At 73.4% G+C, this 25,369-nt stretch carries 22 protein-coding genes and 2 pseudogenes; 13 read left to right on the top strand and 11 right to left on the bottom strand.

The genetic code is table 11. The features are described 5' to 3' along the window. Nucleotides 1–62: 62 nt before the first annotated feature. From SM793_RS30895 to SM793_RS30885, 3 genes are all read right to left on the bottom strand, one after another. A complete protein-coding gene (locus SM793_RS30895; RefSeq protein ID WP_320441609.1) occupies nucleotides 63–1,406 on the bottom strand; it encodes a M28 family metallopeptidase in 1,344 nt (447 codons plus the stop codon). Between the two features lie 165 nt (nucleotides 1,407–1,571). Next, nucleotides 1,572–3,866, bottom strand: coding sequence for an ATP-binding protein (locus SM793_RS30890; protein WP_320441608.1), 2,295 nt, complete (start codon nucleotides 3,864–3,866; stop codon nucleotides 1,572–1,574). A 167-nt stretch (nucleotides 3,867–4,033) separates the two neighbouring features. Further along, complete coding sequence (locus SM793_RS30885; protein ID WP_320441622.1) at nucleotides 4,034–4,675, bottom strand: response regulator transcription factor; 642 nt, start codon at nucleotides 4,673–4,675, stop codon at nucleotides 4,034–4,036. Nucleotides 4,676–4,931: 256 nt separating this feature from the next. Here SM793_RS30885 and SM793_RS30880 point away from each other — a divergent pair, with 256 nt between their 5' ends. Next, complete coding sequence (locus SM793_RS30880; protein WP_320441607.1) at nucleotides 4,932–7,208, top strand: ATP-binding protein; 2,277 nt, start codon at nucleotides 4,932–4,934, stop codon at nucleotides 7,206–7,208. Between the two features lie 41 nt (nucleotides 7,209–7,249). Here the strand turns inward: SM793_RS30880 and SM793_RS30875 are convergent, their stop codons facing one another. From SM793_RS30875 to SM793_RS30855, 5 genes are all read right to left on the bottom strand, one after another. Further along, nucleotides 7,250–7,426, bottom strand: a complete 177-nt coding sequence (locus tag SM793_RS30875) for a hypothetical protein (protein ID WP_320441606.1) — start codon at nucleotides 7,424–7,426, stop codon at nucleotides 7,250–7,252. A 713-nt stretch (nucleotides 7,427–8,139) separates the two neighbouring features. Further along, a complete protein-coding gene (locus SM793_RS30870; RefSeq protein ID WP_320441605.1) occupies nucleotides 8,140–8,550 on the bottom strand; it encodes a hypothetical protein in 411 nt (136 codons plus the stop codon). Further along, the gene (locus SM793_RS30865; RefSeq protein ID WP_320441604.1) at nucleotides 8,547–9,047 is read right to left on the bottom strand and encodes a hypothetical protein; all 501 of its coding nucleotides are present in this window, start codon (nucleotides 9,045–9,047) and stop codon (nucleotides 8,547–8,549) included. The genes SM793_RS30870 and SM793_RS30865 overlap by 4 nt, the downstream gene beginning before the upstream one ends. After that, entirely contained in the window at nucleotides 9,044–10,288 is a 1,245-nt protein-coding gene (locus tag SM793_RS30860) for a hypothetical protein (protein ID WP_320441603.1), read from the bottom strand. The genes SM793_RS30865 and SM793_RS30860 overlap by 4 nt, the downstream gene beginning before the upstream one ends. A gap of 197 nt (nucleotides 10,289–10,485) precedes the next feature. Further along, nucleotides 10,486–11,682: a 2-epi-5-epi-valiolone synthase gene (locus tag SM793_RS30855; protein WP_320441602.1), complete on the bottom strand. Its 1,197-nt coding sequence runs from the start codon at nucleotides 11,680–11,682 to the stop codon at nucleotides 10,486–10,488. A 369-nt stretch (nucleotides 11,683–12,051) separates the two neighbouring features. Here SM793_RS30855 and SM793_RS30850 point away from each other — a divergent pair. The 7 genes and pseudogenes from SM793_RS30850 to SM793_RS30820 all read left to right on the top strand — a co-directional run. Then, nucleotides 12,052–12,687: pseudogene (locus SM793_RS30850) on the top strand (phosphoribosyltransferase); the annotation flags it as partial. Nucleotides 12,688–13,129: 442 nt separating this feature from the next. Continuing rightward, nucleotides 13,130–14,344, top strand: coding sequence for a 4-hydroxyphenylpyruvate dioxygenase (hppD, locus tag SM793_RS30845; RefSeq protein WP_320441601.1), 1,215 nt, complete (start codon nucleotides 13,130–13,132; stop codon nucleotides 14,342–14,344). Nucleotides 14,345–14,427: 83 nt separating this feature from the next. Further along, nucleotides 14,428–15,627: a homogentisate 1,2-dioxygenase gene (locus SM793_RS30840; protein ID WP_320441600.1), complete on the top strand. Its 1,200-nt coding sequence runs from the start codon at nucleotides 14,428–14,430 to the stop codon at nucleotides 15,625–15,627. Continuing rightward, complete coding sequence (locus SM793_RS30835) at nucleotides 15,624–16,505, top strand: hypothetical protein (RefSeq protein WP_320441599.1); 882 nt, start codon at nucleotides 15,624–15,626, stop codon at nucleotides 16,503–16,505. The genes SM793_RS30840 and SM793_RS30835 overlap by 4 nt, the downstream gene beginning before the upstream one ends. After that, nucleotides 16,502–17,725, top strand: coding sequence for a fumarylacetoacetase (gene fahA / locus SM793_RS30830; protein ID WP_320441598.1), 1,224 nt, complete (start codon nucleotides 16,502–16,504; stop codon nucleotides 17,723–17,725). The genes SM793_RS30835 and fahA overlap by 4 nt, the downstream gene beginning before the upstream one ends. Nucleotides 17,726–17,899: 174 nt before the next feature. Next, complete coding sequence (locus tag SM793_RS30825; protein ID WP_320441597.1) at nucleotides 17,900–18,934, top strand: enoyl-CoA hydratase/isomerase family protein; 1,035 nt, start codon at nucleotides 17,900–17,902, stop codon at nucleotides 18,932–18,934. A gap of 160 nt (nucleotides 18,935–19,094) precedes the next feature. Further along, on the top strand, nucleotides 19,095–19,874 hold the full coding sequence (locus SM793_RS30820; RefSeq protein WP_320441596.1) for an enoyl-CoA hydratase: 780 nt from the start codon (nucleotides 19,095–19,097) through the stop codon (nucleotides 19,872–19,874). A 62-nt stretch (nucleotides 19,875–19,936) separates the two neighbouring features. Here the strand turns inward: SM793_RS30820 and SM793_RS30815 are convergent, their stop codons facing one another. The 3 genes from SM793_RS30815 to SM793_RS30805 form a co-directional block, all read right to left on the bottom strand. Continuing rightward, a complete protein-coding gene (locus tag SM793_RS30815) occupies nucleotides 19,937–20,089 on the bottom strand; it encodes a hypothetical protein (RefSeq protein ID WP_320441595.1) in 153 nt (50 codons plus the stop codon). Continuing rightward, on the bottom strand, nucleotides 20,086–20,520 hold the full coding sequence (locus SM793_RS30810) for an ATP-binding protein (protein WP_320441594.1): 435 nt from the start codon (nucleotides 20,518–20,520) through the stop codon (nucleotides 20,086–20,088). Before SM793_RS30810 ends, SM793_RS30815 begins: the two co-directional genes overlap by 4 nt. A gap of 103 nt (nucleotides 20,521–20,623) precedes the next feature. After that, the gene (locus SM793_RS30805) at nucleotides 20,624–21,811 is read right to left on the bottom strand and encodes a helix-turn-helix transcriptional regulator (RefSeq protein ID WP_320441593.1); all 1,188 of its coding nucleotides are present in this window, start codon (nucleotides 21,809–21,811) and stop codon (nucleotides 20,624–20,626) included. An 82-nt stretch (nucleotides 21,812–21,893) separates the two neighbouring features. Here SM793_RS30805 and SM793_RS30800 point away from each other — a divergent pair. The 5 genes and pseudogenes from SM793_RS30800 to SM793_RS30780 form a co-directional block, all read left to right on the top strand. After that, nucleotides 21,894–22,424, top strand: a pseudogene (locus tag SM793_RS30800) (flavoprotein); the annotation flags it as partial. A gap of 175 nt (nucleotides 22,425–22,599) precedes the next feature. Continuing rightward, complete coding sequence (locus SM793_RS30795; RefSeq protein ID WP_320441592.1) at nucleotides 22,600–22,911, top strand: hypothetical protein; 312 nt, start codon at nucleotides 22,600–22,602, stop codon at nucleotides 22,909–22,911. Further along, nucleotides 22,835–23,365: a DUF6879 family protein gene (locus SM793_RS30790; RefSeq protein ID WP_320441591.1), complete on the top strand. Its 531-nt coding sequence runs from the start codon at nucleotides 22,835–22,837 to the stop codon at nucleotides 23,363–23,365. Before SM793_RS30795 ends, SM793_RS30790 begins: the two co-directional genes overlap by 77 nt. A gap of 30 nt (nucleotides 23,366–23,395) precedes the next feature. Then, the gene (locus SM793_RS30785) at nucleotides 23,396–24,244 is read left to right on the top strand and encodes a helix-turn-helix transcriptional regulator (RefSeq protein WP_320441590.1); all 849 of its coding nucleotides are present in this window, start codon (nucleotides 23,396–23,398) and stop codon (nucleotides 24,242–24,244) included. A gap of 241 nt (nucleotides 24,245–24,485) precedes the next feature. Next, complete coding sequence (locus SM793_RS30780) at nucleotides 24,486–25,061, top strand: HD domain-containing protein (RefSeq protein WP_320441589.1); 576 nt, start codon at nucleotides 24,486–24,488, stop codon at nucleotides 25,059–25,061. Nucleotides 25,062–25,369 lie beyond the last annotated feature (308 nt).

The following is a 25,369-nucleotide window of genomic DNA, read 5'->3' as shown; positions in this document are numbered from 1 at the left end:
GCGCCCCGGGGGTGCCGGTCCGCGGACCGGCGCCCCCGGGGTGTTTCACCGGCGGACCGGCGTCAGAAGGTGAGCTTCCAGCTGTCGATGTAGCCGGTGTCCTGCGGCCCGACGTCCTGGACCTTGAGCTTCCAGGTGCCGTTGGCGGCCACCGCCGACGCGTTCACGGTGTAGGTGGTCTGCACGTTGGGTGTGGAGTCGCCGCTGGAGCCCTTCAGGCGGAAGGCGGTGCCGTTCGGTGCGACCAGGTCGATGACCAGGTCACCGCGGTAGGTGTGCTTGATGTCCACGCCGACCTGGAGCGCGGCCGGCGCGTTGCCGGTACGGCCGGTGACGGTGACGGCGGAGGTGACCGCCGCCCCGTTGTCCGGGATCTGCACGTCCGCGGTGTTCTCGAAGACGGTGCCGGTGGGCGGAGTGGTGCCGCCGGCGGAGAGGTTCCAGATCGCGTACGCGATGGCGTCGCTCATCCGGTCCAGCGCGGTGTCGTTGATGTTGGCGCTGGTGTCGCAGGAGGAGTGGTAGCAGCGGTCGAAGGGCTGGCCCGCCGTCCCGCCCCACTTGGCGGCCTGGGCGCTGGTCTTGGTGTAGTCGGCGCCGCTGAACAGGCCGCCGACCCGGATGCCCGCGTCCTGGAACGGGGCGTGGTCGGAGCGGCCGTCGCCCTCGAAGTCCTGCTCGGTGCTGATGCCGAGGCCGGCGAAGTAGTCGCGGAACAGGGCGTCGAGCGCGCTGTCGTAGCGGTAGGTGAAGTAGCCCGGGTTGGGCGAGCCGATCATGTCGAAGTTGAGGTAGGTCTCGATCTTCGAACGGTCGGTGGCGGGAAGGCTGTTGACGTAGTTCGTGGAGCCGATCATGCCGTACTCCTCGGCGCCCCACCAGCCGAACCGCAGGTGCTTGGAGGGCGTGAGACCGGCCCGGGAGACGGCGAGCGCGGTCTCCAGGATGCCGGCGGAGCCGGAGCCATTGTCGTTGATGCCCGGCCCGCCGGTGACGGAGTCCAGGTGGGCGCCGGCCATCACGACGTGCGAGGTGTCGCCGCCCGGCCAGTCGGCGATCAGGTTGTAGCCGGTCGAGCCGTTGTAGCTGAAGGTCTTCAGCGCGGTGGTGTAGCCCGCCGCGTCCAGCTTGGCCTTCACGTAGTCGATCGAGGCCTTGTAGCCGGCCCGGCCGTGGGCGCGGTTGCCGCCGTTGGCGGTGGCTATCGACTGGAGCTGGGCGAGGTGGGCCTTGACGTTGGCCACCGGGATGTCGGGGGCGGCGGCCGAGGCCGACGGGGCGGCGACGGGCGTCGTGGGGGACGCGGCGGCGGCCGGGGCCAGGAGGGCGGCCGCGAGGGTGACGACGGCGGCGGCGGACAGGGCGGATCGGCGCAGGCGGGATCGCCTCGGGGCGCGCTCGGTCAATGGAGGCTCCGATATCTGATGGGGCAGAACGGAAGCGCGCCACTTCGCGGGCGGTGTTGGGGTATTGAGGGGGTGTGGGGCCGACCGCATCGCAAAGTTGACGCGACCATGATGATTGAGGGAACCTCCGCCCCCGTCAAGAGGCAGGGGGCAGAAGAGCGGCTGTCAGCCGTCCGCCGCCGGGCGCTCCGGGGCGCGGGGAAGCTCCGCGCGGACGAGGGCGCCGCCGTCGTGGTTGCCGGTGGTGAAGCGGCCGCCCAGTTCCTCGGCGCGCTCGGCCATCGAGCGGAGCCCGAGCCCCGACCCGGCCCGACGGGACCCGTCGGCGTCGACCGGCTCCGACAGGTCCGAAGGGAATCCCCGGCCGTCGTCCCAGACCTCGACCACCACCGCCTCCGGCCGCACCCGCAGCGTCAGCCGCGCCTGTCCGGCCGCCGAGTGGCGCAGCACGTTGTTCAGCGCCTCGCCGCTGATCCGCAGCGCCGCCACCTCCACCGCCGCCGCCAGCGCCGGTGGCGGGTCCGGGTCCAGCACCAGCGCGATCCTGACCCGCGGCCCGTCCAGCTCCGCGACCAGCCGCCGCAGCGCCACCGCGAGCCCCTCCCCCGCCAGCGCGGCGGGCGCCAACCCTTCCGTGATCCGCCGCAGTTCGTCGATCGCCTGCCCGATCCCCGCCGACACCGCCCGCAGCGAGCGGGCCGCCGAGGAGTCCGCCGGCACGGCGGCCCTGGCGGTGTCCACCCCCAGCCGCAACCCCGAGAGGGTGGGCCCGAGCCCGTCGTGCAGGTCGTGCCGCAGCCGGCGGCGCTCCTCCTCGCGGGCGAGCACGATCCGCCGCCGCCCGCGCTGCAGTTCCTCGTACATGCGCAGCGAGGCGATCGCGGGCGCGGCCTGGTCGGCGAGGAAGCGGAGCACCTCGTGGTCCTGCGCGTCCAGCTCCGGCTGTCCGGCCCGCGGCGGCGCGTAGAGGTCGCCGATCACCGCGCCCTCGTAACTGAGCGGGAACACCTGGCTGTCCGGGCCGACGGTGCCGACGGAGGCGAGTTCGTGCGGTCCGGTGCGGGTGTGCAGGACGACCCGGGCGCCGGGCAGGCCGAGGGCGCCCACCACGGTGTCGCACAGCAGCGGCGGGGCGTCGGCCGGGCTGACGGCGCGGCTCAGGCGTTCGGCGAGCGCCCGCACCACCTGGTAGGGGCGGGCCCGGTCGCCGTAGTAGAAGCGGTCGACGGCCCGCACGACCCAGCGGGTGGTGGGTCCCACCAGTCCGCCGATGGCCAGCGCCCCGGCCGCCAGCAGCTGCGCGCCCGCGTTGCTGGCCGCCGGCAGGGCGCGGCGCAGCAGCAGGGCGAGGCCGAGGTAGCCGGCGATCAGCAGGGCGCCGAGCGCGAGGACGCTGAGCATCCGGCGGGTCGCCCGGTCGAGGTAGCGGGAGCGGTCGCGGGTGAACGCGTAGCCGACCGCGCCGAGCATCCACAGCGCCGACCCGGCGAAGTAGGCCACCGCCGCGACGCTCTCCGAGCCCCCGATCCGCAGCGCGATGTTGGTCGTGACCAGCCACACCAGGTAGGGCACCAGCACGGCGGTGACGCTGCGGTGGGGCCGCGCGGAGCGGCGCCAGCGGACGGTGGCCACGGTCAGGCTGGTGACGACGATGCCCCAGGCGACCAGGGTCGCGTGCCATTCGTCGAGCGGCAGTCCGCTGCCTTCCGGGACGAGGACGTCGCCGAAGTACGGCAGCGGGCTGCCGAGCCGTACGGCGCAGGCGTGCAGCGCGCTCCAGACGGCGACGGCGGCGACGAACGCGCGGCCCGGTCCGGCGGGCAGCCGTCCCTCGGGCAGCCAGAGCGGCAGGGCCAGGGAGACGAAGATGAACAGGGTGACGGAGGCGAGCAGCAGCGCGGCGCCGAGGGCCCGCACCGCCGGTCCGGCGTCGGCGGCGGCGCCCGCGAGGAGGGCGAAGCGGGAGAGGCAGCCGCCGAGTCCGGCGGCCAGCAGGCAGTGGCCGAGGCTGCGGCCGGCCGGGGCCGGGTCGGGGCCGGGGCCGCCGTCCGGGGTCCGGGCGGGCGCCGGTTCGTCGGCTCCCGGTCCCGCGCGGTGGGCGAGGACGAGCAGCCCGGAGAGCGCGAACGCGAAGCCGAGCAGGACGGTCTCGCCGTCGTGGAGGTAGAACGGCGCGGCCCAGGCGGCGTCCTGGTGGGTGACGGCGAGCAGCACCCAGCCGAACCCGCTGAGCAGGGTCGCCGCGCAGGCCCAGGCGGCCGGGGTGAGGCCGCTCCGCCGGGGTGGCGCGGCCGGGCGGCCCGGCCGGAGGGCCGACGGGCGCGCGGGCGCGGGCGCGGCGAGCCTGCGGGGGGTGGTGGACCCGGCTGCGCCGGTGGACGCGCCGGATCCGGTGGACGCGGCGGGTGCGGCGCTGTGCCCGGTCCCGGTGGTGGCCGAGGTCGCGGCCGGTTCGCTCATGAGAGCCTCCTCTCCGGCATCCTCGGTGTCCCGGCGTCCCGGGGGCGCGGGACGGCGGTCCGGTCCCGGTCCCGACCGCGCCCGGGCGCGGTCGCCGGCCTGCCGCTTGCCGACCTGCCCGCCTGCCCGCCTGCCCGCCCGACGAGCGGTGGCGGGCGGGCGCCGGGTCAGCTGTCGCCGAGGCCCATGTCCCTGGCCCGGGCCACGGCCTCCGCCCGGGTGGCGACGTGCAGCTTCTCGAAGATGTGGGTGACGTGGTTGCGCACCGTCTTCTCCGCGACCACCAGCTCGCGGGCGATCCGGCGGTTGTCCAGCCCCCGGGCCACCAGGTCGAGGACCTCCGCCTCGCGGGCGGTGAGCGCCGGGAAGAGCTGCCCGGCCTCGCGCACCCGCGCACCGGCCAACAGGGTGGTGATCCGCTGGGCCACGTCCGCGCCGAACACCGCGCCACCGGCCGCGACCGTCCGCACCGCGTGCAGTACCTCCTCCCGGCCGGCGCCCTTCACCAGGTAGCCGCGGGCCCCCGCCTGGAGCGCGGCGAGCAGGCTGCCGTCGTCGTCCGCCATGGTGAGCATCAGCACCGGCGGAGCCGGCCGGTCGGCGGAGAGCCGGCGGGTGGCCTCCAGTCCGGAGCCGTCCGGCAGCGAGAGGTCCATGACGACCATGTCGGGACGGTGGCGGGCGACCGCCTCCGGCACGTCGCCCACGCGCTCGGCCTCGGCGACGACGACGATCCCCTCGGCGCTCTCCAGGGCGGCCCGCAGTCCCTCCCGGAACAGCGGGTGGTCGTCGACGATCAGGACCCGCACGGGTGCGGCCGACGACGCCTCGTCCGGTCGCGGTCCCCCGGCCCGGGGGTCTTCGGCGGGCTGCTCTTCATCCACATGGCCGACACTACCAGCGATGCCGGTGTTACTTTCCGTGACCGAATCGCCGGGCGGCCGGGCCGGACGAGACCGCTGCCCCATGCGCCCGGGACGACGGGCGACCGAGACTGGGGGGAAGCGCCCGATCCGGCGACCGGCCCCCGGTGGACCCCGCCCTCATCCGTCCCTAGGCGGTGCCATGACCACGGTGACCCCTCTCCCGCCCCTGCCGCGTACGCCCGCCGGGGCTCCGCCGCGCCGGACGCCCGCACAGCGCCGGCTCACCGGGGCCGCGGCGCTCACCGTGCTCTGCCTGGCGGTGGCCGCCCTGTGGGTCTGCTACGTGCTGGTCCACCTCGACGCGCCCGGGGTGGAGGCCCCCCGGGACCAGCTCGCCATCCTGCTCTACGCCCTGCCCACCGCCGGCGCGGGCATGCTGCTGCACGCCCACCGCCCGGGAAATCCACTCGGCTGGGTGATGCTCGTCTACGCGCTGACGTCGATGCTGCCGAGCGCGGTCGCCGCGCCCGTCTGGGTGGAGGTCTCCGACCCCGCGCTCGTCGGCGCCGCCGCCGTGGTGCGCGCGGTGTGCGACACGGTCAGCCAGACGCTGTTCTACGTCCTGCCGCTCTGGCTGCCGGCCGGCCGGCTCACCACCCGCAGGTGGTGGTGGTACATCGGCGCCGTCACCCTTTGGGTGCTCCCGGACACCATGTCCTTCCTGGACCGCGCGACCGTGTTCGGCCGCCCCGACCCGCTCGCCGACAGCGCCGCGGCGAACGCCTTCGGCTCCGTGTCCGACCACCTCGACCGCCTCTACGACCCGGTCAACTACCTGCTGATCGGCATCGCGGCCGCCGTACTGCTGGTCCGGCTGCTCCGCCGGACCGCGCCCCGAAACCGCGCCCACCTGGCCGGCATGCTCGGTGCCTACCTGCTCTGGGCCGGTATGCAGGACTACTACACCCGGCGGTTCCAGTACGAGTACTGGCTGAGCTACTCGCTGTTCACGGCGGCGGGCGCGGTGTGGGCGGTCGCGGTGGCGTTCCTGGTGGTGCGCGACGGCGGATGGCGGCTGGACCGGGCCGCCCGGTCGGTGCTCACCGGCCTGCTGCTCGCCGCCGGGCTCACCGTGGTGTTCGTGGTCAGCGCGGCGGCGCTGTCGGGCTGGCTGGTGCCCGGCCGCGGCGGCGCCGCGCTGCTGCTGATCGCCCTGCTCCTCGCCCTGGGCGCGGGCCTGCCCCGGGCCGCCCGACGGGCGGTGGGCCTCGTGGACCGGCTCTACTACGGCGAACGCGCCCAGCCCTACCAGGTGCTCCGCACCCTGGCCGGGCAGGTCCGGCAGGTCGTCGACCCGGAGCAGCTGCCGTCCGCGCTCTGCGGCACCGTCGCCGGGGAACTGCGGCTGCCGGGTGTGGCATTGGCCGTCACCACCCGGGCCGGGCGCCGCCCGCTGGCCGCGGTGGGGCGGCTGGACGGGCCGGTCCAGGGCTTCGCGCTGGTCCACCACGGCACGACGATCGGGGAGTTGACCGTCGGACTGCGGGCGGGCGAGGAGCGGCTCGACCCCAGCGATGTCGACATCCTGCGCTCGCTGGCGGACCAGGCCTCGCCGGCCGTCGCCTCGCTGCGGCTCCAGGAGGACCTCCAGGCCAGCCGGGAACAGATCGTCGCGGCACGGGAGGAGGAACGGCGGTGGCTGCGCCGGGACATCCACGACGGGCTCGGACCGGCGCTGGCGGGCCTGCGGCTGCGGGTCGACAACGCGGCCTCGGCCGCGTCGGCTCCTGGGAGAGACACCGACGCGCTGGCCCTGACCCTGCAGGGCATCTCCGGCGACCTGGCGCTGACGATCAAGGAGGTGCGGCGGATCACGGACCGGCTCGGCCCCGCACCGCTCGGCGAGTTCGGCCTCACCCGGGCCATCGAGCACCTGGCGGCCACGTTCAGCAGCGACGGCCTCGCCGTCAGGACCGCCCTGCGGCCCGACCCGCTGCCGGAACTGCCGGCCGCCGTCGAGGTGGCCGCCTACCGGATCACCGCCGAGGCACTGAACAACGTGCTCCGCCACGCCCGCGCCCGCCACGCCGAGGTGGCCCTCCGGGTGGACGAGGCGAACCTCGTCCTGACCGTCCAGGACGACGGGATCGGCCTCGGCGACCTCCCGGCGCCGGACGAGTACCCGGGCCCCGTCGGCACAGGCCCCGCTGACACAGGCCCCGTCGGCACAGGCCCCGCTGACACAGGCCCCGTCGATGCCGAACCGGCGGGGACGGACCAGGCCGACGGGGTCGGGCTGCGGTCGATGTCGGACCGTGCGGCCGAGATCGGCGGCCGCTGCACCGTCGGCCGCCTCCCCCGCGCCAACGGCACCCGGGTACTCGCCGTCCTCCCCCGCCACCCCTCCCGGAGCCCGCACCTCGGCGCCCGTGCCCCCCGCGCGGGGGGCACGGGGGGCACGGGCGACGGAGGCTGAGGGGGAGGGGGATAGTGCCAGGTGGGAGCGCTCGGACTGCGTCAGCCCTTGCAGTCCTTCTCGCCCGGCTTGCAGCGGTGCTCGGTGGTCGTGGCCCCATCGGCGGGCGCCGCCTTGGCCGGCGCGCCGAGGGCGCTCCTGATGACCACGGTGGCTGCGGCGATGCCGACGACTACGGACGCGACGCCGAACGTCTTCGTTCTCGTGTTCGTTGCCATGGGTGGTGCTCCAGACTTCTTTTCTCTTCGAGCGGCCCGACCGATCGACCGCTTCGCCCTCCACTCTGGTCGGCGGCGCGCCCCGGGCGCATGGGCCTGCCGTCCTGTTCCGGTCCCAGGACCGGCCGGCGGCAGCCAGTGCCGCATCAGTCAAACGTTCGCCCCGGCCCACGAGGCCGGGGCGGTCGTCGAGAAGCGGCTCACCGAATCCGGGCAGTCCTTCTCAACTGAGGTGCGGAGCCGCCTCGTCCCGGGATCCATGGGCAAGCCGCAGCCTGGTGGTCGGAGCGATGTCCGCCAACGCCTCCAGCTCCTCGCGCGGCACCCAACGGACCTCGAAGGACTCGGAACTCGCGCGCCCAGACCGTTTCGAAGCTGTGCTGATAGGTCAAGTCCAACTGGACGGACCTCCGTACCCGTGCACGCCCGGCGCCGCCGCCCCGTCGACCGCCCCGCACGGCGACTCCGTCCTGCTGGGCGGCATCGAGGCGTGGAGCATCTGCGAGCACCCTGCTCCCGTTCCGCCTCGACGTCCCCGTCGCCTACGTACATCGGGCTGTCTCGTGATCGATGTGTCGTCCGTGCCCATGGGCACAGCATGGCCGCCAGGACAGTGCCTGACCGCCGGCCCCCGCCGGGGTGGCGGGGGCCGGCGGAGGCCGGGGATCAGGCGACGGGGGCGGCTGCGGGACCGGTGGGCCGGTCAGGGCCGGTCAGGGCCGGCTGCGCCGGTCGGCGCGGCGGCGGGCCAGGGAGTTCCTGGTCGCGGTGGTACGGCGCGGCGCGTCCAGGGCGAGGCAGAGCACCTCGGCGCCGAGCGGACCCGCCTCCAGTCGCAGCGAGCAGCCCCGGGTGGCCAGCAGCAGGTCGCCGTCGACGGCCAGGTGGTCCGGCTCGTCGGCGGTCCGGCCGACGAGCAGCGAGCCCCGTACGACGAACAGCACGGTCTCGCCGTCGGGCCGCCCCGGCAGCGCGTGGTGCGCGCCGGGGCCGAGCCGCAGGTGGTCGAAGGTCTCACAGGCGCTGGTGAGCATGGACCGACGGGCCAGGCAGCGGACGCGGACGCGTTCGCCGTTCGGGCCGAGGATGACGGTGGCCGAGGCCGTGGCGGTGGTGACGATCATCGTGCCTCGCCTCCCTTGGAATTCGGCGGGGTCTCGGGGCGGTCGGGGGTGTCGGCGGCGCCGTCCGGACCGGTCGGGGGCTCGGTGGGCGGGCGCCGGGTGGCCGGGCGCTCGGTGGTCGGACGCTCCGCCGCCGGGTGGGCGGTGGCGCCGCCCGGGTGGCCGGTGACGGCGAGGATCGCGTGGAAGTACTCGAGCCCGGCGGTGCCGCCCGTGAGCACGGTGCGCGCGCCGAGCGGCAGGGTCAGGGCGGTGCCCTCGACCAGCGGGAACCCGGAGTCGGCGACCGTCGGCGCGCCGGCCTCGGCCTCGGGCACCGTGGCGGTGCCCGAGCCGGCCGTGATGTAGAGGGCGCGTTCGACGCCCTCGGCGGCGACCTCGACGCTGCGGCCCGGGTCGAGCCACTGCAGTCCGACGGCGCGGAGCGGTCCGGCCAGCACCCGGCCCGGGTCGACGGCGCCGCGGCGGCGGAGGTCGGTGATGACGGTGCCCGTCATGACGGGAACTCCTTCTGCTGAGCTGCGGTCCCTGCTGGGCCGCTTCTGATCTCCACGGTGCTTCGCCCGCCGTCCCGGTCGCACGGGGACCCGGTCCCGTCCTGTTCCCGACCGGTGGCCGGGCGCTCGTCCCTACGGTCCGGCGGTGCGGCCGGGCCGGTCCCGGCAGCCCGGCTGTGCGGAACGGTGACCCGGTCGGTCCGGGCGGTCCCGTCGGCCAGCTCGCCCGCGGCGGCCCGCAGGACCGCGCCGTCCACCGGGGTCAGCAGCCGTCCGCCGGCGCAGTACGGACGTCCGAGGTCGGCGAGGAGCAGCAGGCCGGGCCCGGTGGCGGCGACAGGCCCGGTGGCGGCGACGGCCTCGGCGGCGAGCCGGTCGAGGTCCGCTCCGGCGGGCAGGGCGGTCGCGGAGCCGTTCCGCGCGAGCAGGTCCCGGTGGGCCCGGCCGGTCGGGCGGGCGGCCAGGCCGAGCCGGGCCGCCACCGCGGCGGCGAGCAACAGGCCCAGGGCGTCGGCGTCGCCGGGCGCGAGTTCGGGGCCGAGGGCCGCCCGCACGGCGGTGGCGAGGCTCTTCCCGTAGCCGAGGGCGAGCGCGGGGCCGGTCTCGTCCGGGTCGAAGCGGACCAGGGCGGACCGGGCGTCGGCGCACAGGGCCAGCAGTGCGGTCAGGGTCCGCGCGTCGTGGCGGGCCCCGGGCGTGAGCAGGCCCGCGAGCACCGGGTAATGGGCCGGGCAGACGGCGAGCACGTGCCGGACGACGGCGACGAGCCCGGCCCGGGTCAGCGCGGCGGGCCGGGCGGCGAGCAGGTCGGCCCGGACCCAGGCCAGGGCGGCCGGGACCGGCCGGTGCAGGGTCAGGGCGGGACCGCAGGCGGCGGCGAGGTCGGTCGGCACCCGCACGGCGGCCGGGACCGCGCAGGCGCGTTCGCCGCCGACCACGATCACCGTGCCGGCGGGGAGGGCGTCGGCGTCCGCCCTGCCGCCGGTAGCCGGGTCGGCGGGAAGGGGCCGGGCGCGCAGCCGGTGCAGGACGGTGGGCGCCTGGGCCTCGGCGAGCGCCCGGACGCGGGCCAACTGGCGCCGGGGTGCGGTGCCGTCGGTGACGAGGACGAACTGCCGGGCCTCGAACTCGGCGATCCGCGCGCCCAGTTCGCTCCAGGAGAGCTCGCCGCCGCGGACCGTGAGGGTGAGGTGCGTGGGACCGGACTGGATCCGCCGGTCCAGGCGGGCGCTGCGACGCATGGGGGCCTCCTCCCGTTCGGGGTCGGAGACCCAGCCTGTCGCGCCCGTCGCCCCGGGCACCTGAGTCCCGGGGCCCGTCCGTGCCCTGCCCACCGGGCGGGACTGCGGCGCGAGCGGGACAGCGGCACGGACGTGGCAACTGTACGGACGCCGCCGCTGTTCGGGCGCGGCGGCGGTGCGACAGCCGTCGGAAGCTGTCAGCCGTCGACCGCCGGCCCGCACCCTCCGGCCGCCATCGCCGACCAGGCGCGCAACCACCATGCCGCGCCGACGAGTTCGGGCCCGCCCAGGTCGTCGACGAGCACCCCCGCGCCGATCCCGGACGGCAGCGGCAGCCACCGCCGTCCGTCGCGTCGCTGCGCGGCGTCAGCGAGCGCCCCACCGAGCGCCTCGCCCAGCGCGATCGACTCCAGCAGCGGGTGCCAGACCGGCAGTTCGAGCCGCCGCATCAGCCGGAGGACCCGTTCGGCCTGCTCCGCGTCGACCAGGCCGCGCCGCCGGGCGACCGCCGTGGTGAGCGCCATGTCCAGGCAGACCGCCTCGCCGTGCAGCAGCTTCGGCAGCGCGCGCGTCTCCAGCGTCGGACTGAACGTGTGCCCGTAGTGCCGCGGGCGCTCCTGGCCGCCGCCCGCCCCGGCGCCGGTCCGGGCCTCGGCGCGACCGCCGACGACGCCCGCGAGCACGGCGGCGCCGATGCCCGCGGCCTGGAACCGGGTGTCGAGGAGGTCCCGGCCGCGTCGCTCCAGCAGCCCGAACAGGTCCGCGTCCGCGATCAGCGCGACCTTGAGGACCTCGGCCAGACCGCCGGCGACGTGGCGGCGCCCCAGGGTGACCAGGAAGGCCGGGTCGACCAGCGTCTCGACCTCGGGGCGGTGGGCGACCAGGCCGTGCAGGGTGGTGGGGATCCGCACGCACGGCGTGGAACGGCGGTAGAGGGTGCAGGCGAGTCCGACGACCTGGGCGAGCGTGCCGCCGCCGACCGCCAGCACCGGCGCGCCCCGGCGGGAGGTCCCGAAGGAGTCCATCCGGTCGGCGACCTGGAACACCGCGTCCATGGTCCTCACCTGTTCGCGGCCGGGCAGCACCAGCGTCTCGTGGTCGACGCCCCTGGCGTCCAGGTAGTGGTGGAGCCGGTGGCCGTGCAGCTCGTGCACCCGGGCGTCGACCACGACGAGCCGGCGCCCGCGCGGACCGCCGGCCCGGGCGAGCGCCGGGTTGCCCGGATCCAGCAGGCCGGGGACGAAGCGGAGCCCGGGTCGGGCGGGGCCTCCAGGAGCGCGGCCTTCGGGGGCGGGATCTCCGGGGGCGGGGCCTCCGGGGGCGGCGACCGTGGCGGCCGTGGCGGGGGGAGGCTCCGCGGGGGCGGGGCCGTCCTGGGTTCGGGGGACGTTCACGGGTCGGCTCCTTCGAGCGGGACGGGACGGCGCCTCGGCGGACGCGGGCGCGGACACCGGCGGACGCGGGCGCGCACATGGGCCGACGCGGGCGGACGGCCCGGCGGGCGAAGGACGGGCCCGCCGGGTCGCTGCCCCCACGGTGCCGCGCCCGCCGTCCCGGACGCACGGGTGGACGGCCCCATCCGCGTCCCGACCCGGCGCGGGACCGGGCCCCCGGAGGCCGCCGTCCAGGACGTCGCCGTCCAGGACACCACCCCAGGACACCGCCGTTCAGGGCGCCACGGTCCAGGACGCCACGGCCCCTCCGGCCGCCCCAGCGGCGGCGTACGGTGGAACGGAGAGGCCGCACCCATGCCCGCCACCCGGATCCACTTCACCGACCGCACCGACGCCGGCCACCGACTGGCCGCCCGGCTCGCCCACCTGCGCGGACCCGGCACCGTGGTGGTCGCCCTGCCGCGCGGCGGGGTGCCGGTGGCCGCCGAGGTGGCCGCCGCGCTCACCGCGCCGCTGGACATCTGCGTCATCCGCAAGCTGGGCCTCCCCCACCAGCCGGAGCTGGGGATGGGCGCGATCGGCGAGGACGGGGTGCGGGTGCTCAACGAGCAGGTGCTGCGGCCCGCGCGGGTCACCCCGGAGCAGTTGGCCGCCGTGGAGGCCGACGAACGGGCGGAGCTGGAACGCCGGGCCCGCCGCTACCGGGGCGACCGGCCGCCGGTGGACCTGCGCGGGCGGACGGTGGTCGTGGTCGACGACGGCGTGGCCACCGGTTCGACCGCGCGGGCCGCCTGTCTGATCGTGCGGGCGCGCGGCGCGCGGCGGGTGGTGCTCGCCGTGCCGGTGGCGCCGGAGGACTGGACGGAGCGGCTCGGCGACGTCGCCGACGAGCTGGTCTGTGTCGGCACGCCCTCGCCGTTCTTCGCGATCGGCGAGTTCTACGCCGACTTCTCGCAGACCGGGGACGACGAGGTGCTGCGCCACCTCGCCGAGGCCGCAGGAAGACCCGGGTCCGGGACCGGGCCGCCGCCGTGACTGCGCCGACCCTCCCCGCCGCCGCTGTCCGGCTGACCGGCTGACCGGTGATCGACTGACCGGTGACCGACCGGAACCGGCGGGCGCGCGAGCACCCGCGCTGCGAGAGTGAACCGGCGGTGGTCCCGCACGTCGGCCACCTCGGGCCCGCAGGCCCCCGGCGACCCGCCGACGACCGTTACGCAGAACCCGTGAAACACCGCTGATCCACCAGGCATTCTGCACAGCCCGGTCAGCGATTTCCTGATCACCTTGTACACATTGAACAGTGAAAACCCGACCTGTTGCCCAACCACCCCGACTGGAGCAAGCTCTCGGCTCAACCGCCCGCACAGCCTTGCCCACCCCCCAGCGGCGCGGCCGCCACCAGCGGATGCCTCAACGCCGAGGCCTCAATGTGGAGGAACGACCGATGACCCCGCAGTCCCACGCCCTTGCGCTGACCCCCGAGGAGCGCGAGGCCGGTCTCGACGCCGAGCAGCTGCGCCGCCTCGTCGGCCTCGTCGAGCACGACCCCGCCACCGACCCGTTCCCGGTCACCGCCCAGGACGCCGTCGTGTTCGTGGTCGGCAACGCCACCCAGACGGCCCAGTTCTACCAGGTCGTCTTCGGCATGGAGCTGGTCGCCTACTCCGGCCCGGAGACCGGCCGCCGCGACCGCAAGGCCTATGTGCTGCGCTCCGGCTCCTGCCGCTTCGTGATCAAGGGCGGCGTCGCCCCGGACAGCCCGCTGCTGGACCACCACCGCCGCCACGGCGACGGCGTCGTCGACCTGGCGATGGAGGTGCCGGACGTGGACAAGTGCATCGCGCACGCCCGCGCCCAGGGCGCCACCATCCTGGAGGAGCCGAACGACGTCTCCGACGAGCACGGCACCGTCCGCCGCGCCGCGATCGCCACCTACGGCGAGACCCGCCACACCCTGGTCGACCGCTCCCGCTACACCGGCCCCTACCTGCCGGGCTACATCGCCGCCCAGAGCCGGGTGAAGCACCCCGAGGGCTCGCCGCGCCGCCTGTTCCAGGCGCTCGACCACGCGGTCGGCAACGTCGAGCTGGGCAAGATGGACGAGTGGGTCACCTTCTACAACAAGGTCATGGGCTTCGTGAACATGGCCGAGTTCGTGGGCGACGACATCGCCACCGACTACTCCGCGCTGATGTCCAAGGTCGTCGCCAGCGGCAACCACCGGGTGAAGTTCCCGCTCAACGAGCCGGCCATCGCCAAGAAGAAGTCGCAGATCGACGAGTACCTGGAGTTCTACACCGGCCCGGGCTGCCAGCACATGGCGCTGGCCACCAACGACATCCTCACCACGGTCGACGTGCTGCGTTCGCGCGGCGTCGAGTTCCTCAACACCCCCGACTCGTACTACGACGACCCCGAGCTGCGCGAGCGGATCGGCCACGTCCGGGTGCCGATCGAGGAGCTGAAGAGCCGCGGCATCCTGGTCGACCGCGACGAGGACGGCTACCTGCTGCAGATCTTCACCAAGCCCATCGGCGACCGTCCGACCGTCTTCTACGAGTTCATCGAGCGGCATGGTTCGCTGGGCTTCGGGAAGGGCAACTTCAAGGCGCTCTTCGAGGCCATCGAGCGCGAGCAGGACGCCCGCGGCAACCTCTGAGGCCGGCCCGCCCACGGGCGACCGGCCACCGCTGGAGCCGTACGAAGGTCTGGGCCCCGGAGGGTCCGGGAGGAGCAGGGACGATGGCGTACTACCGGCAGCTGGGCAGCATCCCGCCCAAGCGGCACACGCAGCACCGTACACCCGAAGGCGGGCTGTACTACGAGGAGTTGATGGGCGAGGAGGGGTTCTCCTCGGACTCCTCGCTGCTCTACCACCGGGGCATCCCCTCGGCCGTCGTGAACGCGGTGACCTGGGAGCTGCCCGACCAGTCGACGGTGGCCAACCATCCCCTGCTCCCCCGGCACCTCAAGCTGCACGAGCTGTTCGCGGACCAGGAGTGGAAGTCCGCGGACGTCGTCGCCAGCCGCCGGCTCGTCCTCGGCAACGGCGACGTGCGGATCTCGTACGTCGCCGCCGGGGCGCCGAGCGAGCTGTACCGCAACGGGCTCGGCGACGAGTGCGTGTACGTGGAGTCCGGCTCCGGCACCCTGGAGACGGTCTTCGGCACGCTGGAGGTCGGCCAGGGCGACTACGTGGTCATCCCCCGGGCGACCACCCACCGCTGGGTGCCCACCGGCGACGAGCCGCTGCGCGCCTACTGCATCGAGGCGAACAGCCACATCACCCCGGTCAAGCGCTTCCTCTCCAAGTACGGGCAGCTGCTGGAGCACGCGCCGTACTGCGAGCGGGACCTGCGGGCCCCGTCCGGTCCGCTGCTGGTGGACGGCACGGACGTCGACGTCCTGGTCAAGCACCGCGGCCCGAACGGCATCGCGGGCACCCGGTACACCGTGCCGCACCACCCGTTCGACGTGGTCGGCTGGGACGGCTGCCTGTACCCGTACGCGTTCAACATCCGGGACTACGAGCCGATCACCGGGCGGATCCACCAGCCGCCGCCGGCCCACCAGGTGTTCGAGGGCAACGGGTTCGTGATCTGCAACTTCGTCCCCCGCAAGGTGGACTACCACCCGCTGTCGATCCCGGTGCCGTACTACCACTCCAATGTGGACAGCGACGAGGTGATGTTCTACTGCGGCGGCGACTACGCGGCGCGCAAGGGTTCGGGCATCGCCCAGGGTTCGATCTCGCTGCACCCGGGCGGCCACACCCACGGCCCGCAGCCGGGCGCGTACGAGCGGTCGATCGGCGCGGAGTTCTTCGACGAGCTCGCGGTGATGGTCGACACCTTCCGCCCGCTGGAGCTGGGCGAGGGCGGCCGGGCGAGCGAGGACCCGAACTACGCCTGGACGTGGGCCGGTCGGGGGCCGCAGTCGTGAGCACCACGCCCGCCGCCACCGGGGCGGCCGTCGTCCCGCCGCTGTTCCAGGGGCTGTTCGACGACGCGGCGGTGTTCCCGCCCGGGAACCTGCCCGTCGCCGAGGCGGTGCCCGCGCACCGCGCGCACCGCGCCGCCCCGTACGCCGACGCCGTCGGACCGCTCCTCTGCGGGGCGGGCCGGCTGGGCGAGTTGACCGCCGCGGTGGGCGCGGCGGACGGCACCGGCCCCCGGCTCCGGGTCGGCCTGGTGCTGCCGGGGGGCAGCTCCGAGCTCGGCCCGGCCCTCGCCGCCGCCGCCCCGTTCGAGCTGGCCGGTGTCGAACTGGCCACCCGGGACGCCCGCGAGGCCGTCGCCGCGCTCGACCTACTGCTGCCCCCGGACGTGCCCGCCGTCGTCGAACTGCCGCGCGAACTGCTGCGCGGCGACGGGCTGGAGGAGGTCCTGGACGTCCTCGTCGACAGCCCCTACCGGGCCAAGTTCCGCACCGGCGGCGTGGTCGCCGGCGCCTTCCCGGACGAGGCCGAGCTCGCGGGCTTCCTCACCGGGTGCGCGCAGCGCGGCCTGCCGTACAAGTGCACCGCCGGGCTGCACCACGCCGTCCGGCACACCGACCCGGTGACCGGCTTCGAGCACCACGGCTTCCTGAACGTCCTCCTGGCGGCGGCGGAGACCGACCCGAAGGCGGCGGCCGAGGTACTGGCCGAGCGCTCCGGCGAGGTGCTCGCCGAAGCCGTTCGTGAACTGACCGACCGTCAGGTGACGGCGATCCGCAACTCGTTCACCGCGTTCGGCACCTGTAGCATCGCCGAGCCCCTGGACGACCTGGCCGCCCTCGGCCTGCTGTCGCCCGCCCTGACGCCCCAGGAGGACCGTTGACCACCCCCCGCAGCTGGCTCACCGCCGCGAACGACTCGCCGTTCGGCGTGCACAACCTGCCGTACGGCGTCTTCACCGCGGCCGACCGGCCCGGCGCGCGGCGGATCGGCGTCCGGATCGGCGACTTCGTCCTCGACGCGGGCGCCGCCGCCCGGGCCGCCGGGGAGCCCTCGGTCCTGCTCGACGCGGACTCCCTCAACCCGCTGCTGGCGGCCGGCCCCCCGGTGTGGGCCGAGGTCCGCGCCTCGCTGACCCGCTGGCTGACCGACGGGACCCACCGGGAGGCGCTCACCCCGCTGCTGCTGCCGCTCGCCGAGGTGGCGCTGCACCTGCCGTTCGAGGTGGCCGACTACGTCGACTTCTACGCCTCCGAGCACCACGCCACCAACCTGGGGAAGATCTTCCGCCCCGGGTCGGAGCCGCTGACGCCCAACTGGAAGCACCTGCCGATCGGCTACCACGGCCGCTCCGGCACCGTGGTGGTGTCCGGCACCCCGGTGCGCCGCCCGCAGGGGCAGCGCAAGGCGCCGGCCGACGCCGCCCCGTCCTTCGGGCCGACCCGCCGGCTGGACATCGAGGCCGAGGTCGGCTTCGTCGTCGGCGCGCCCTCGGTGCTGGGCGAGCCGGTCACCCTGGACCGCTTCCACGAGCACGTCTTCGGCGTCTGCCTGGTCAACGACTGGTCCGCGCGGGACATCCAGGCCTGGGAGTACGTGCCGCTCGGCCCGTTCCTCGGCAAGTCCTTCGCCACCTCCGTCTCGCCGTGGATCGTGCCGCTGGCCGCCCTGGAGCACGCCCGGGTCGCCCCGCCGGCCCGTGACGTCGAACCGCTCCCCTACCTCGACGACCGCGCGGGCGACCGGCCCTGGGGCCTGGACCTCTCCCTGGAGGTCCGGCTGAACGGCCACCAGGTCTCCCGCCCGCCGTTCGCCTCGATGTACTGGACGGCCGCCCAGCAGCTCGCCCACATGACGGTCAACGGCGCCTCGCTGCGCACCGGCGACCTGTTCGCCTCCGGAACCGTCAGCGGACCGGAGCCGGAGACCCGGGGCGCGCTGATCGAGCTGACCTGGAACGGCGAGAACCCGCTCAAGCTCCCGGACGGCTCGACCCGCACCTTCCTGGAGGACGGCGACGAGGTGACCATCACCGCGACCGCCCCCGGCCCGGAGGGCACCGTCATCGGCTTCGGCGAGGTCACCGGGCGCGTCGGCCCCTGACGCGGCGGGGCCTCCACCCGGGCCCCGTCGCCGCACCACCGGCAGTACCGAGGGCGGCACCGGCAGTGGCCGGTGCCGCCCTCCGTGCTTGCGGACCGGCCGGGGCCCGAAGGTACGGTGGCAGCGCGGATCTTGACCGCACGGGCCGGGCGACGACGGACGGGAGTGGGGACGATGGGTGACGAGGTGCTGGTCCGGCGGGACGGCGGGGTGGGGCGGATCGTGCTCGACCGGCCCCGGGCGCTCAACTCGCTGACGCACGGCATGGTGCTGGACGTGCGGGCCGCGCTGGACGCGTGGGCCGGGGACGACGCGGTGCGGGTGGTGGTGCTGACCGGCGCCGGGGAGCGCGGGCTGTGCGCGGGCGGCGACATCCGGGCGTTCCACGACGACGCCAAGCTCGGCGGGGCCGGCACCCGCGCGTTCCTGCGCGACGAGTACCGGCTGAACGAGCTGATCTCCCGCTACCCGAAGCCGTACGTGGCCGTGATGGACGGCATCACGATGGGCGGCGGCGTCGGCGTCTCCGCCCACGGCTCGGTGCGGATCGTCACCGAGCGTTCGGTGGTGGCCCTGCCGGAGACCCGGATCGGCCTGGTGCCGGACGTCGGCGGCAGCCGGCTGCTGTCCCGCGCGCCGGGCGAACTGGGCACCCACCTGGGGCTGAGCGCCTCCTCGATGGCCCCCGGCGACGCGCTGCTGTGCGGGTTCGCCGACCACTTCGTGCCCTCGGCGAGGCTGCCGGAGCTGCTGGACGGGCTCGATGCCGCGCCGGTGGCGGAGGTCGTCGCCCGGTACGCGGAGCCGGCGCCGGCCGCGCCGCTCGCGGAGCAGCGCGAGTGGATCGACGCCTGCTACGCGGCCGACAGCGTGGAGGAGATCACGGCCCGGCTGGTGGCTGGCGGCGTGCCGGAGGCCAAGCAGGCCGCCGAGGAGCTCGCCGAGCGGTCGCCGACGATGCTCAAGGTCACGCTGAGCGCGCTGCGCCGGGCCCGGTCGCACGGCTCGCTCGCGGAGAGCCTGGAGCAGGAGTACCGGGTCTCCTGCGCGGCGGTCGCCCACCACGACCTGGTGGAGGGCATCCGGGCGCAGGTGGTCGACAAGGACCGGAACCCGCGCTGGTCGCCGGCGACGCTCGCCGGGGTCGACGAGCGGGCGGTGGCCGCGTTCTTCGAGCCGCCGGCCGACGGTGACCTGCGGCTGCGGTGACCGGGTGGCCCGGTCGGCGGGTGCCCGGTCGGCGGATGCCCGGTCGGGTGACGACCGTCTCGCGGATCGAGACTGGCGCGAGGCGGCCCGTTTCGGAGATCGTTGGACGGTCCTGGCGCGCCCCGAGCGGGGCCGAGCAGCGGAATGGGAGTCAACGGCGATGACCGAGACCTACGAGACGATCCTGGTGGACCGCAAGGGCCGGGTCGGGCTGATCACGCTCAACCGGCCGGAGGCGCTGAACGCGCTCAACACCACACTGATGAACGAGGTCGTGGCCGCCGCCACCGCGTTCGACCGGGATCCGGAGATCGGCTGTCTGGTGATCACCGGCTCGGAGAAGGCGTTCGCGGCGGGCGCGGACATCAAGGAGATGCAGGGCAACCGGTTCCCGGACGTCTACCTGGACGACTGGCTGGGCCCGTGGGACCGCCTCGGCGCGCTGCGCAAGCCGGTGGTCGCGGCGGTGTCCGGCTTCGCGCTGGGCGGCGGCTGCGAGCTGGCGATGCTCTGCGACATCCTGATCGCGGCGGACACCGCGAAGTTCGGCCAGCCGGAGATCAAGCTCGGCGTGATCCCGGGCATCGGCGGCTCGCAGCGGCTCACCCGCGCCGTCGGCAAGGCCAAGGCCATGGAACTGTGCCTGACCGGCCGGATGATGGGCGCCGAGGAGGCCGAGCGGGCCGGCCTGGTCTCCCGGATCGTCCCCGCCGACCAGCTCCTCGCCGAGGCCCTCGCCACCGCCGAGAAGGTCGCCGGCATGTCCACCCCGGCGTCGATCATGATGAAGGAGTCCGTCAACCGCGCCTTCGAGACCACCCTGGCGGAGGGCGTCCGCTTCGAGCGCCGCCTCTTCCACGCCGCCTTCGCCACCGCCGACCAGAAGGAAGGCATGGCCGCCTTCGCCGAGAAGCGCCCGGCGGAGTTCAAGCACCGCTGACGCGATCGGGTGGGTCTGTTCGCCCCCGCCTGTGCCGCCGCGTCCGGCGGCACAGGCGGGGTTCAGTGGGAGCGGTTGATCAACACCAGGGCCGCAGCGACGACATGGAAAGCCGCCGCCACCGAGACCCCGTACGCGGCCCAGACCCGGACGGAATCGGGAACAGGAGACGAGTCGTCGGAGTCGAGATCGTCGTCCGGCGGCTGCCGGCTCACCGGGCGATCACCAGGTCGGCGTGGACGATCTTCCCGAAGGGGAACAACGTGACGCCCCAGCGGCCATGCGTGAGCCGATGAACGATGGTCAGGCCTCGGCCGGACGTGGCATCGGATCCGGCCTCGACCATCACGGGCATCGCAGCGGAGCCGTCCGCGACGAGGAGCCGGACAAGATGGTCGGCCGGTCGGCGGACAGCAACGATCATGTGGGTCCGGCAACCGGTTCTGATGGCGTTGGTGGCCAACTCACTCACGATCACCGACGCGTCGTCCACAAGCTCGTCGAGGCCCCATTCGTCCAGCTTCGCGCGGATGCAGCAACGCGCGGCGGCCACGGATTCCGGCCGGTACGGCAGGCTGACGGTTGCCGGTCGGGTGGCATGGCGGAGCGCCATGCCACCGTCGGCGGCGTTCGAGGTGAGGGTCATCGACGCTTCTCCGTGGCGTAGTGAGGACTCGTTGCCTCGAGCATCGCCACTGGAGAAGGGCCGAACTATCACTCATTGGTGATAGTTCGACTCCAACAAGTGATTATCCGATTCCCACCCAGTGCGCCAGGCCAGTGAGTGTGCCCGGCGTCGACCGGTGCGCGGAGACAAGGCCGGCGACCGTCTCACGCACCATCGGGTGATAGCGCATCTGCTGGGGCGCAAGCTCCCGAGCCTCTTGCAACGACCTCAACGAGGCTTCCGACCGGCCGAGCCACAGCTGCGCCCGCGCCACCTCCGCGATGTGCGCGGCCGCCCGCGACGCCGGCCAGTCGCCCGGGACCCTGACCCGTTCGGCAACTTGGACGGCTTCTGCGTACTTGAACTGCTCCGCGAGTGTCGCAACCCGGTGGACCGCCACATTGGTCGGGCCGAAGGAGAGCCAATGCACTCGGACGGCCTCGCCGGTGGCCTCGGAGAGGCGCGCAGCCTCGGAGATGTGCGTGGCTGCCTTGTCGCCGTCACCGGATCGTGCGGCCAGCATGGCGGCACCGAGATGGAGTTGCCCCACCGCCACGTCCCGGACTCGATCGGCGCCCGCCTGTTCGAGGGTCGTCATGCCCACCCCGACGAGTCGCTTCCCGAGGTCGAACTGGCCCGATCGAAGGTAGACGATCGAGCGCAGATACTGGCGGATTCCGGCGAGAACCGGGTCGGACGCGCGTTCGGCGGCCCATGCCATCCGGTCCAGGGCGACAACGCACAGATCGCTGTAACCCAGCTTGGTGGTGATGTCGTAGGCCGTGCGGTACGTGCTCGCCAGCACCCGCCACGCATCCTCGGAAGGCGCCGAGTGCGCCGCCGTGGTGGCCTCGGCGATCAGGCCCGGCAGGGTCCGGGCCGCATCCTTGATCCGGGTCTCGCGGACCAGGTGGCACAACTGATCGGCCGCAGATCTGAGTTCGCCCGCAGGACGAGGTGCAATGTCGGGATCGGCACCGAGGTCGTACAGGTCGAGGGCTTCACGGATCGGCTGGATCAGCATGTCGAGCTCGTCCTGCCGCAGCTCCGCCAGGTACGGCTGGCCGGTGAGGTCGACGGTCTGCACGAAGAGCGTTCGAGCAATTGCGGCGATCACGGCGGGCGTTGCCGGTTTGACGCCCTGCTCGACCTTGGCCAGCATGCTGTAGGAGATGCTGGCTCGGGAGGCGAGTTCACGCTGGGTCAGCCGGCGAAGCTTGCGGTACTGGGCGATACGTTCGCCGATGTGCTCGGAGATGTGCCTGGGCATACTGGTACTCCGTTCCTAGCGACCAGGGCGGACGATACCCGCCGAGGACGGCGGGACGTGCCCTCTCCAAGGGAGTCGAGGCTTGACCGAGCACCACAGGCCGTTCCTCTATGCCGTCGTCTGTGCCTCCGGAGTCGCCGACGGGGTCGGCGAGCTGATCGCGGCAGCTCAGGCCGAGGGATGGGAAGTCGGAGTGATCGCCACGCCCAACGCGCTCGGACTCCTTGACCAGGCAACTGTCGAACGGCAGACCGGCTACCCGATCCGCTCCGCCTGGCGTACGCCTGGCAGCCCGCGGCCGCTCCCCCCGGCGGACGCCATAGCGGTCGTCTCCGCCACGTTCAACACCGTCAACAAGTGGGCTCTCGGCATCGCCGACACACTCGCACTGGCGATTCTCTGCGAAGCGTACGGCCAGGGAATCCCCGTGGCCGTCCAGCCGTACCTCAACTCCGCTCTCGCCGCCCATCCCGCGTACGCGGCGAGCCTGGCCCGACTCCGTGCCATGGACGTTCTGATCGGCGACTACGCCCCCCATCCACCCAACTCCGGTGGCGGCCGCGACACGTACAGCTGGACCAACGTCCTCGATCTGCTCCGACCGGTGGTTCGTTCGAGGCGAGCTTCATGCGCAGCGGGTAGGGACACTCCGACAACCAAGGCCCACCGATCCGATGGGTATCCGACCGAGGAAACGCCTGACAAGGCAGTCATGGACGTCTGATGCTGGTGGTCACGTCAACAGCCGAGCGCAGAAATGCGCGAGGTGTGCGAACCGGAGGAGTGCCATGGGCCTGGAGTTCTTCGGAATCGATCCTGAGACCAACGAGGAAGGCTCGCCCACTGTCTGGGCGGACGTGGATCGGCGTCGGCTGGTGATCCAGAGCGACACCGTCACCGGGGCCGAGCTTGCTGAGGTCAGCGAGACCGAGTGGGTTGCCGGTCACAAGGCCGGCGTGCCCGCGCACGAGTCCGTGATCAGCATCCCCGAGCGAATGATCCCCTTCATCAGGAAGGCTTGCGATGCAGTCGAACGTGCCGGACTTCAGGACTCTGCTCCGGGAGACGAAGAAGTCGGCCGTGCATCTGGAGATGCGTGATCAGTACAGCGTCACCGATGAGGCCGACCAGTTCGCCGCGTGGAAGGCCGGGCACCGGTATTCCACGGAGAACCGGGCCGAGTGGTGGCACACGTTCCATGACTTCGTGGTGGAGACCATCACTCGTGGCGTGACCATCCGGCGCGCGCGCATCGTGTCGGAGCCCGTCACCGAGTACATCCGCTACGAGCACTCCCACACATTCACCAACATCGAGGCCGGTGAACAGATCCGATGGCTTCCCCGGAGCCGGGCACTGGACCTTGCGCTGCCAGGGGCCGACTTCTGGTTGTTCGACGGTCGGATCGTGCGGTTCAACCTGTTCACCGGCGATGGCGAGTGGGCTGATCCCCGGAACGTGATGACGGAGGAACCGGCAACCGTGGAGCTTTGCGCAAAGGCCTTCGAGGCGGTGTGGGAACGGGCGGTACCCCACGGCGACTTCGAGGTCTGATTCGGTTCCGAGCCACCGGGTGGACAGCACATGTCATCGTCGCCTTCATCCAGCGTTGTCGCAGCACGGAAGGCCATCGCCGACCAACTGGCCGACATCCGCAAGGACGCCGGTCTCAGCGGGGCCGAACTGTCTGCCCTGTGTGATTGGCACCCGGCCAAGACCTCCCGTATCCAGTCGGGCAAGTCCGCCCCGTCGGAAGCCGACATAAGGACCTGGTGCACCGCCTGCGGTGCCGACGACCGGATCCCCGACCTGATTGCGGCATCCCGCGCCGCCGAATCGATGTACCAGGAATGGAGGCGCCGGAACAGCTCCGGCATGAAGCTCGCCCAAGAGAAGGCCATCGGTGACTACAAGCACACAAGACTCTTCCGGATCTACGTCTCGAACGTGCTCCCCGGCTTCTTCCAGACCGCCGAGTACGCGACGGCACTGATGCAGTCCATCACGGACTTCCAGGGCACTCCGAACGACGTCGCGGCGGCCGTACCAGCGCGTCTGGCGCGAGCCCAGCTCATGTACACGGGGGCGCACCGGTTCGCGGTACTGATCGAGGAGGGGGTGCTGCGGACCAGGATCGGAAGCCCGGCGGACATGGCCGCTCAGCTCCGCCACCTGATCACCTTGATGTCGCTGCCGTGTGTCGCCATCGGGATCATCCCGGCCGGCTGCCCCCGCACCGTCTGGCCCCTCGAAGCCTTCTACCTGTTCGATGATCAGCGGGTGGCCGTGGAGACCCTGACGGCGAAAGTCACCGTGCTCCAGCCCAGAGAGATCACGGACTACATCCGGGCCTTCGCAGGCCTGGCCGAGATGGCCGTGTACGGGCCGAGAGCCAGGGCGTTGGTCGCCGCAGCCGCAGCCTCTCTGGAGTGATGCCCCGCAATGAGGCGCAAGTTCATCGAGCCCGCTGCATAGGGGCTTCTACGGTGTATCACGCACCCGCCACCTCGGCGAAGGAGGACGCCGTGCCGAACCACGGAGAGGGGTCGTCCGACCCGGGCGGGTCCTGCAAGGCAGTGCACACGTGCCGTACGGCTCGACCGAGCCGTCGAGTAGACCGACCTGTAGGTACGGCCTCCGAGCAGGCGGCTACAGCGTTTGAGAGAGGGCGGTCATGGCGGACGACCAGGAGCTGAGGGGCACGACGGGGTACCTCTTCGAGGCGGGGATGCTGAAGCGGGCGAAGCGGTCGGGCTGGTGGATCGCCGGTGTGAAGGACCCCGAGACGATCGCCGAACACTCCTTCCGTACCGGTGTCGTCGGTGCGGTGCTCGCGATGATGGAAGGCGCCGACCCGGCGAAGGTCGCCCTGCTCTGCCTCTTCCACGACACGCAGGAGACGCGCGTCGGCGACATTCCGCACATCGGACGGCGGTACGTCACCGCCGCGTCCAACGAGGACGTCACGGCCGACCAGGTCAGCGCCGCTCACTCCGCCGTCGCGGCGGGGATCCGGGCGGTCGTCGAGGAGTACGAGAACGGAGAGAGCCTGGAGGTGGTCGTCGCCCACGATGCCGACAAGCTCGAATGTCTGATCCAAGCGGTCGAATACCGCGAGCAGGGCTACCAGAACGTCCAGCCGTGGATCGACAGCAGCCTCGCCCGCCTCAAGACTGAGTCGGCCCGGCAACTCGCCGAGGCGGCGCTCAGCATGTCTTCCCTGGAGTGGCAGAAGGTCTACCTCGGGTAGCCAGTGGTGGGATCCAGAACCTGTCGTCGGCCCGTTCTTCACCTCGTCCGAATGACCCACCGGGCGTCCCCGAGCTTCGTCAGGTGCTATCGGCCAGGGTGGTGTTGAGGTGAGCCCGATAGCGCTGCCGACCTCAGGGAGAGTTAGGTGATCAGCGGTCGGCGGCCGAGAAGGCGTCCGACCAGAAGGCCAGCACCTGCTGGGAAGGTAGGGGCTTCTCGACCCACGCACTGCTGGGCTTGGTGTCGTGCGAGGCCGAGGACCTATGGAGGACTGCCTTCGGGGGGGGGGGGGGGGGGGGGCGCGCG

It is taken from the genome of Kitasatospora purpeofusca, assembly GCF_034043715.1.
GTDB lineage: Bacteria > Actinomycetota > Actinomycetes > Streptomycetales > Streptomycetaceae > Kitasatospora > Kitasatospora purpeofusca_A.
This window is presented reverse-complemented; position numbering and strand designations above follow the sequence as displayed.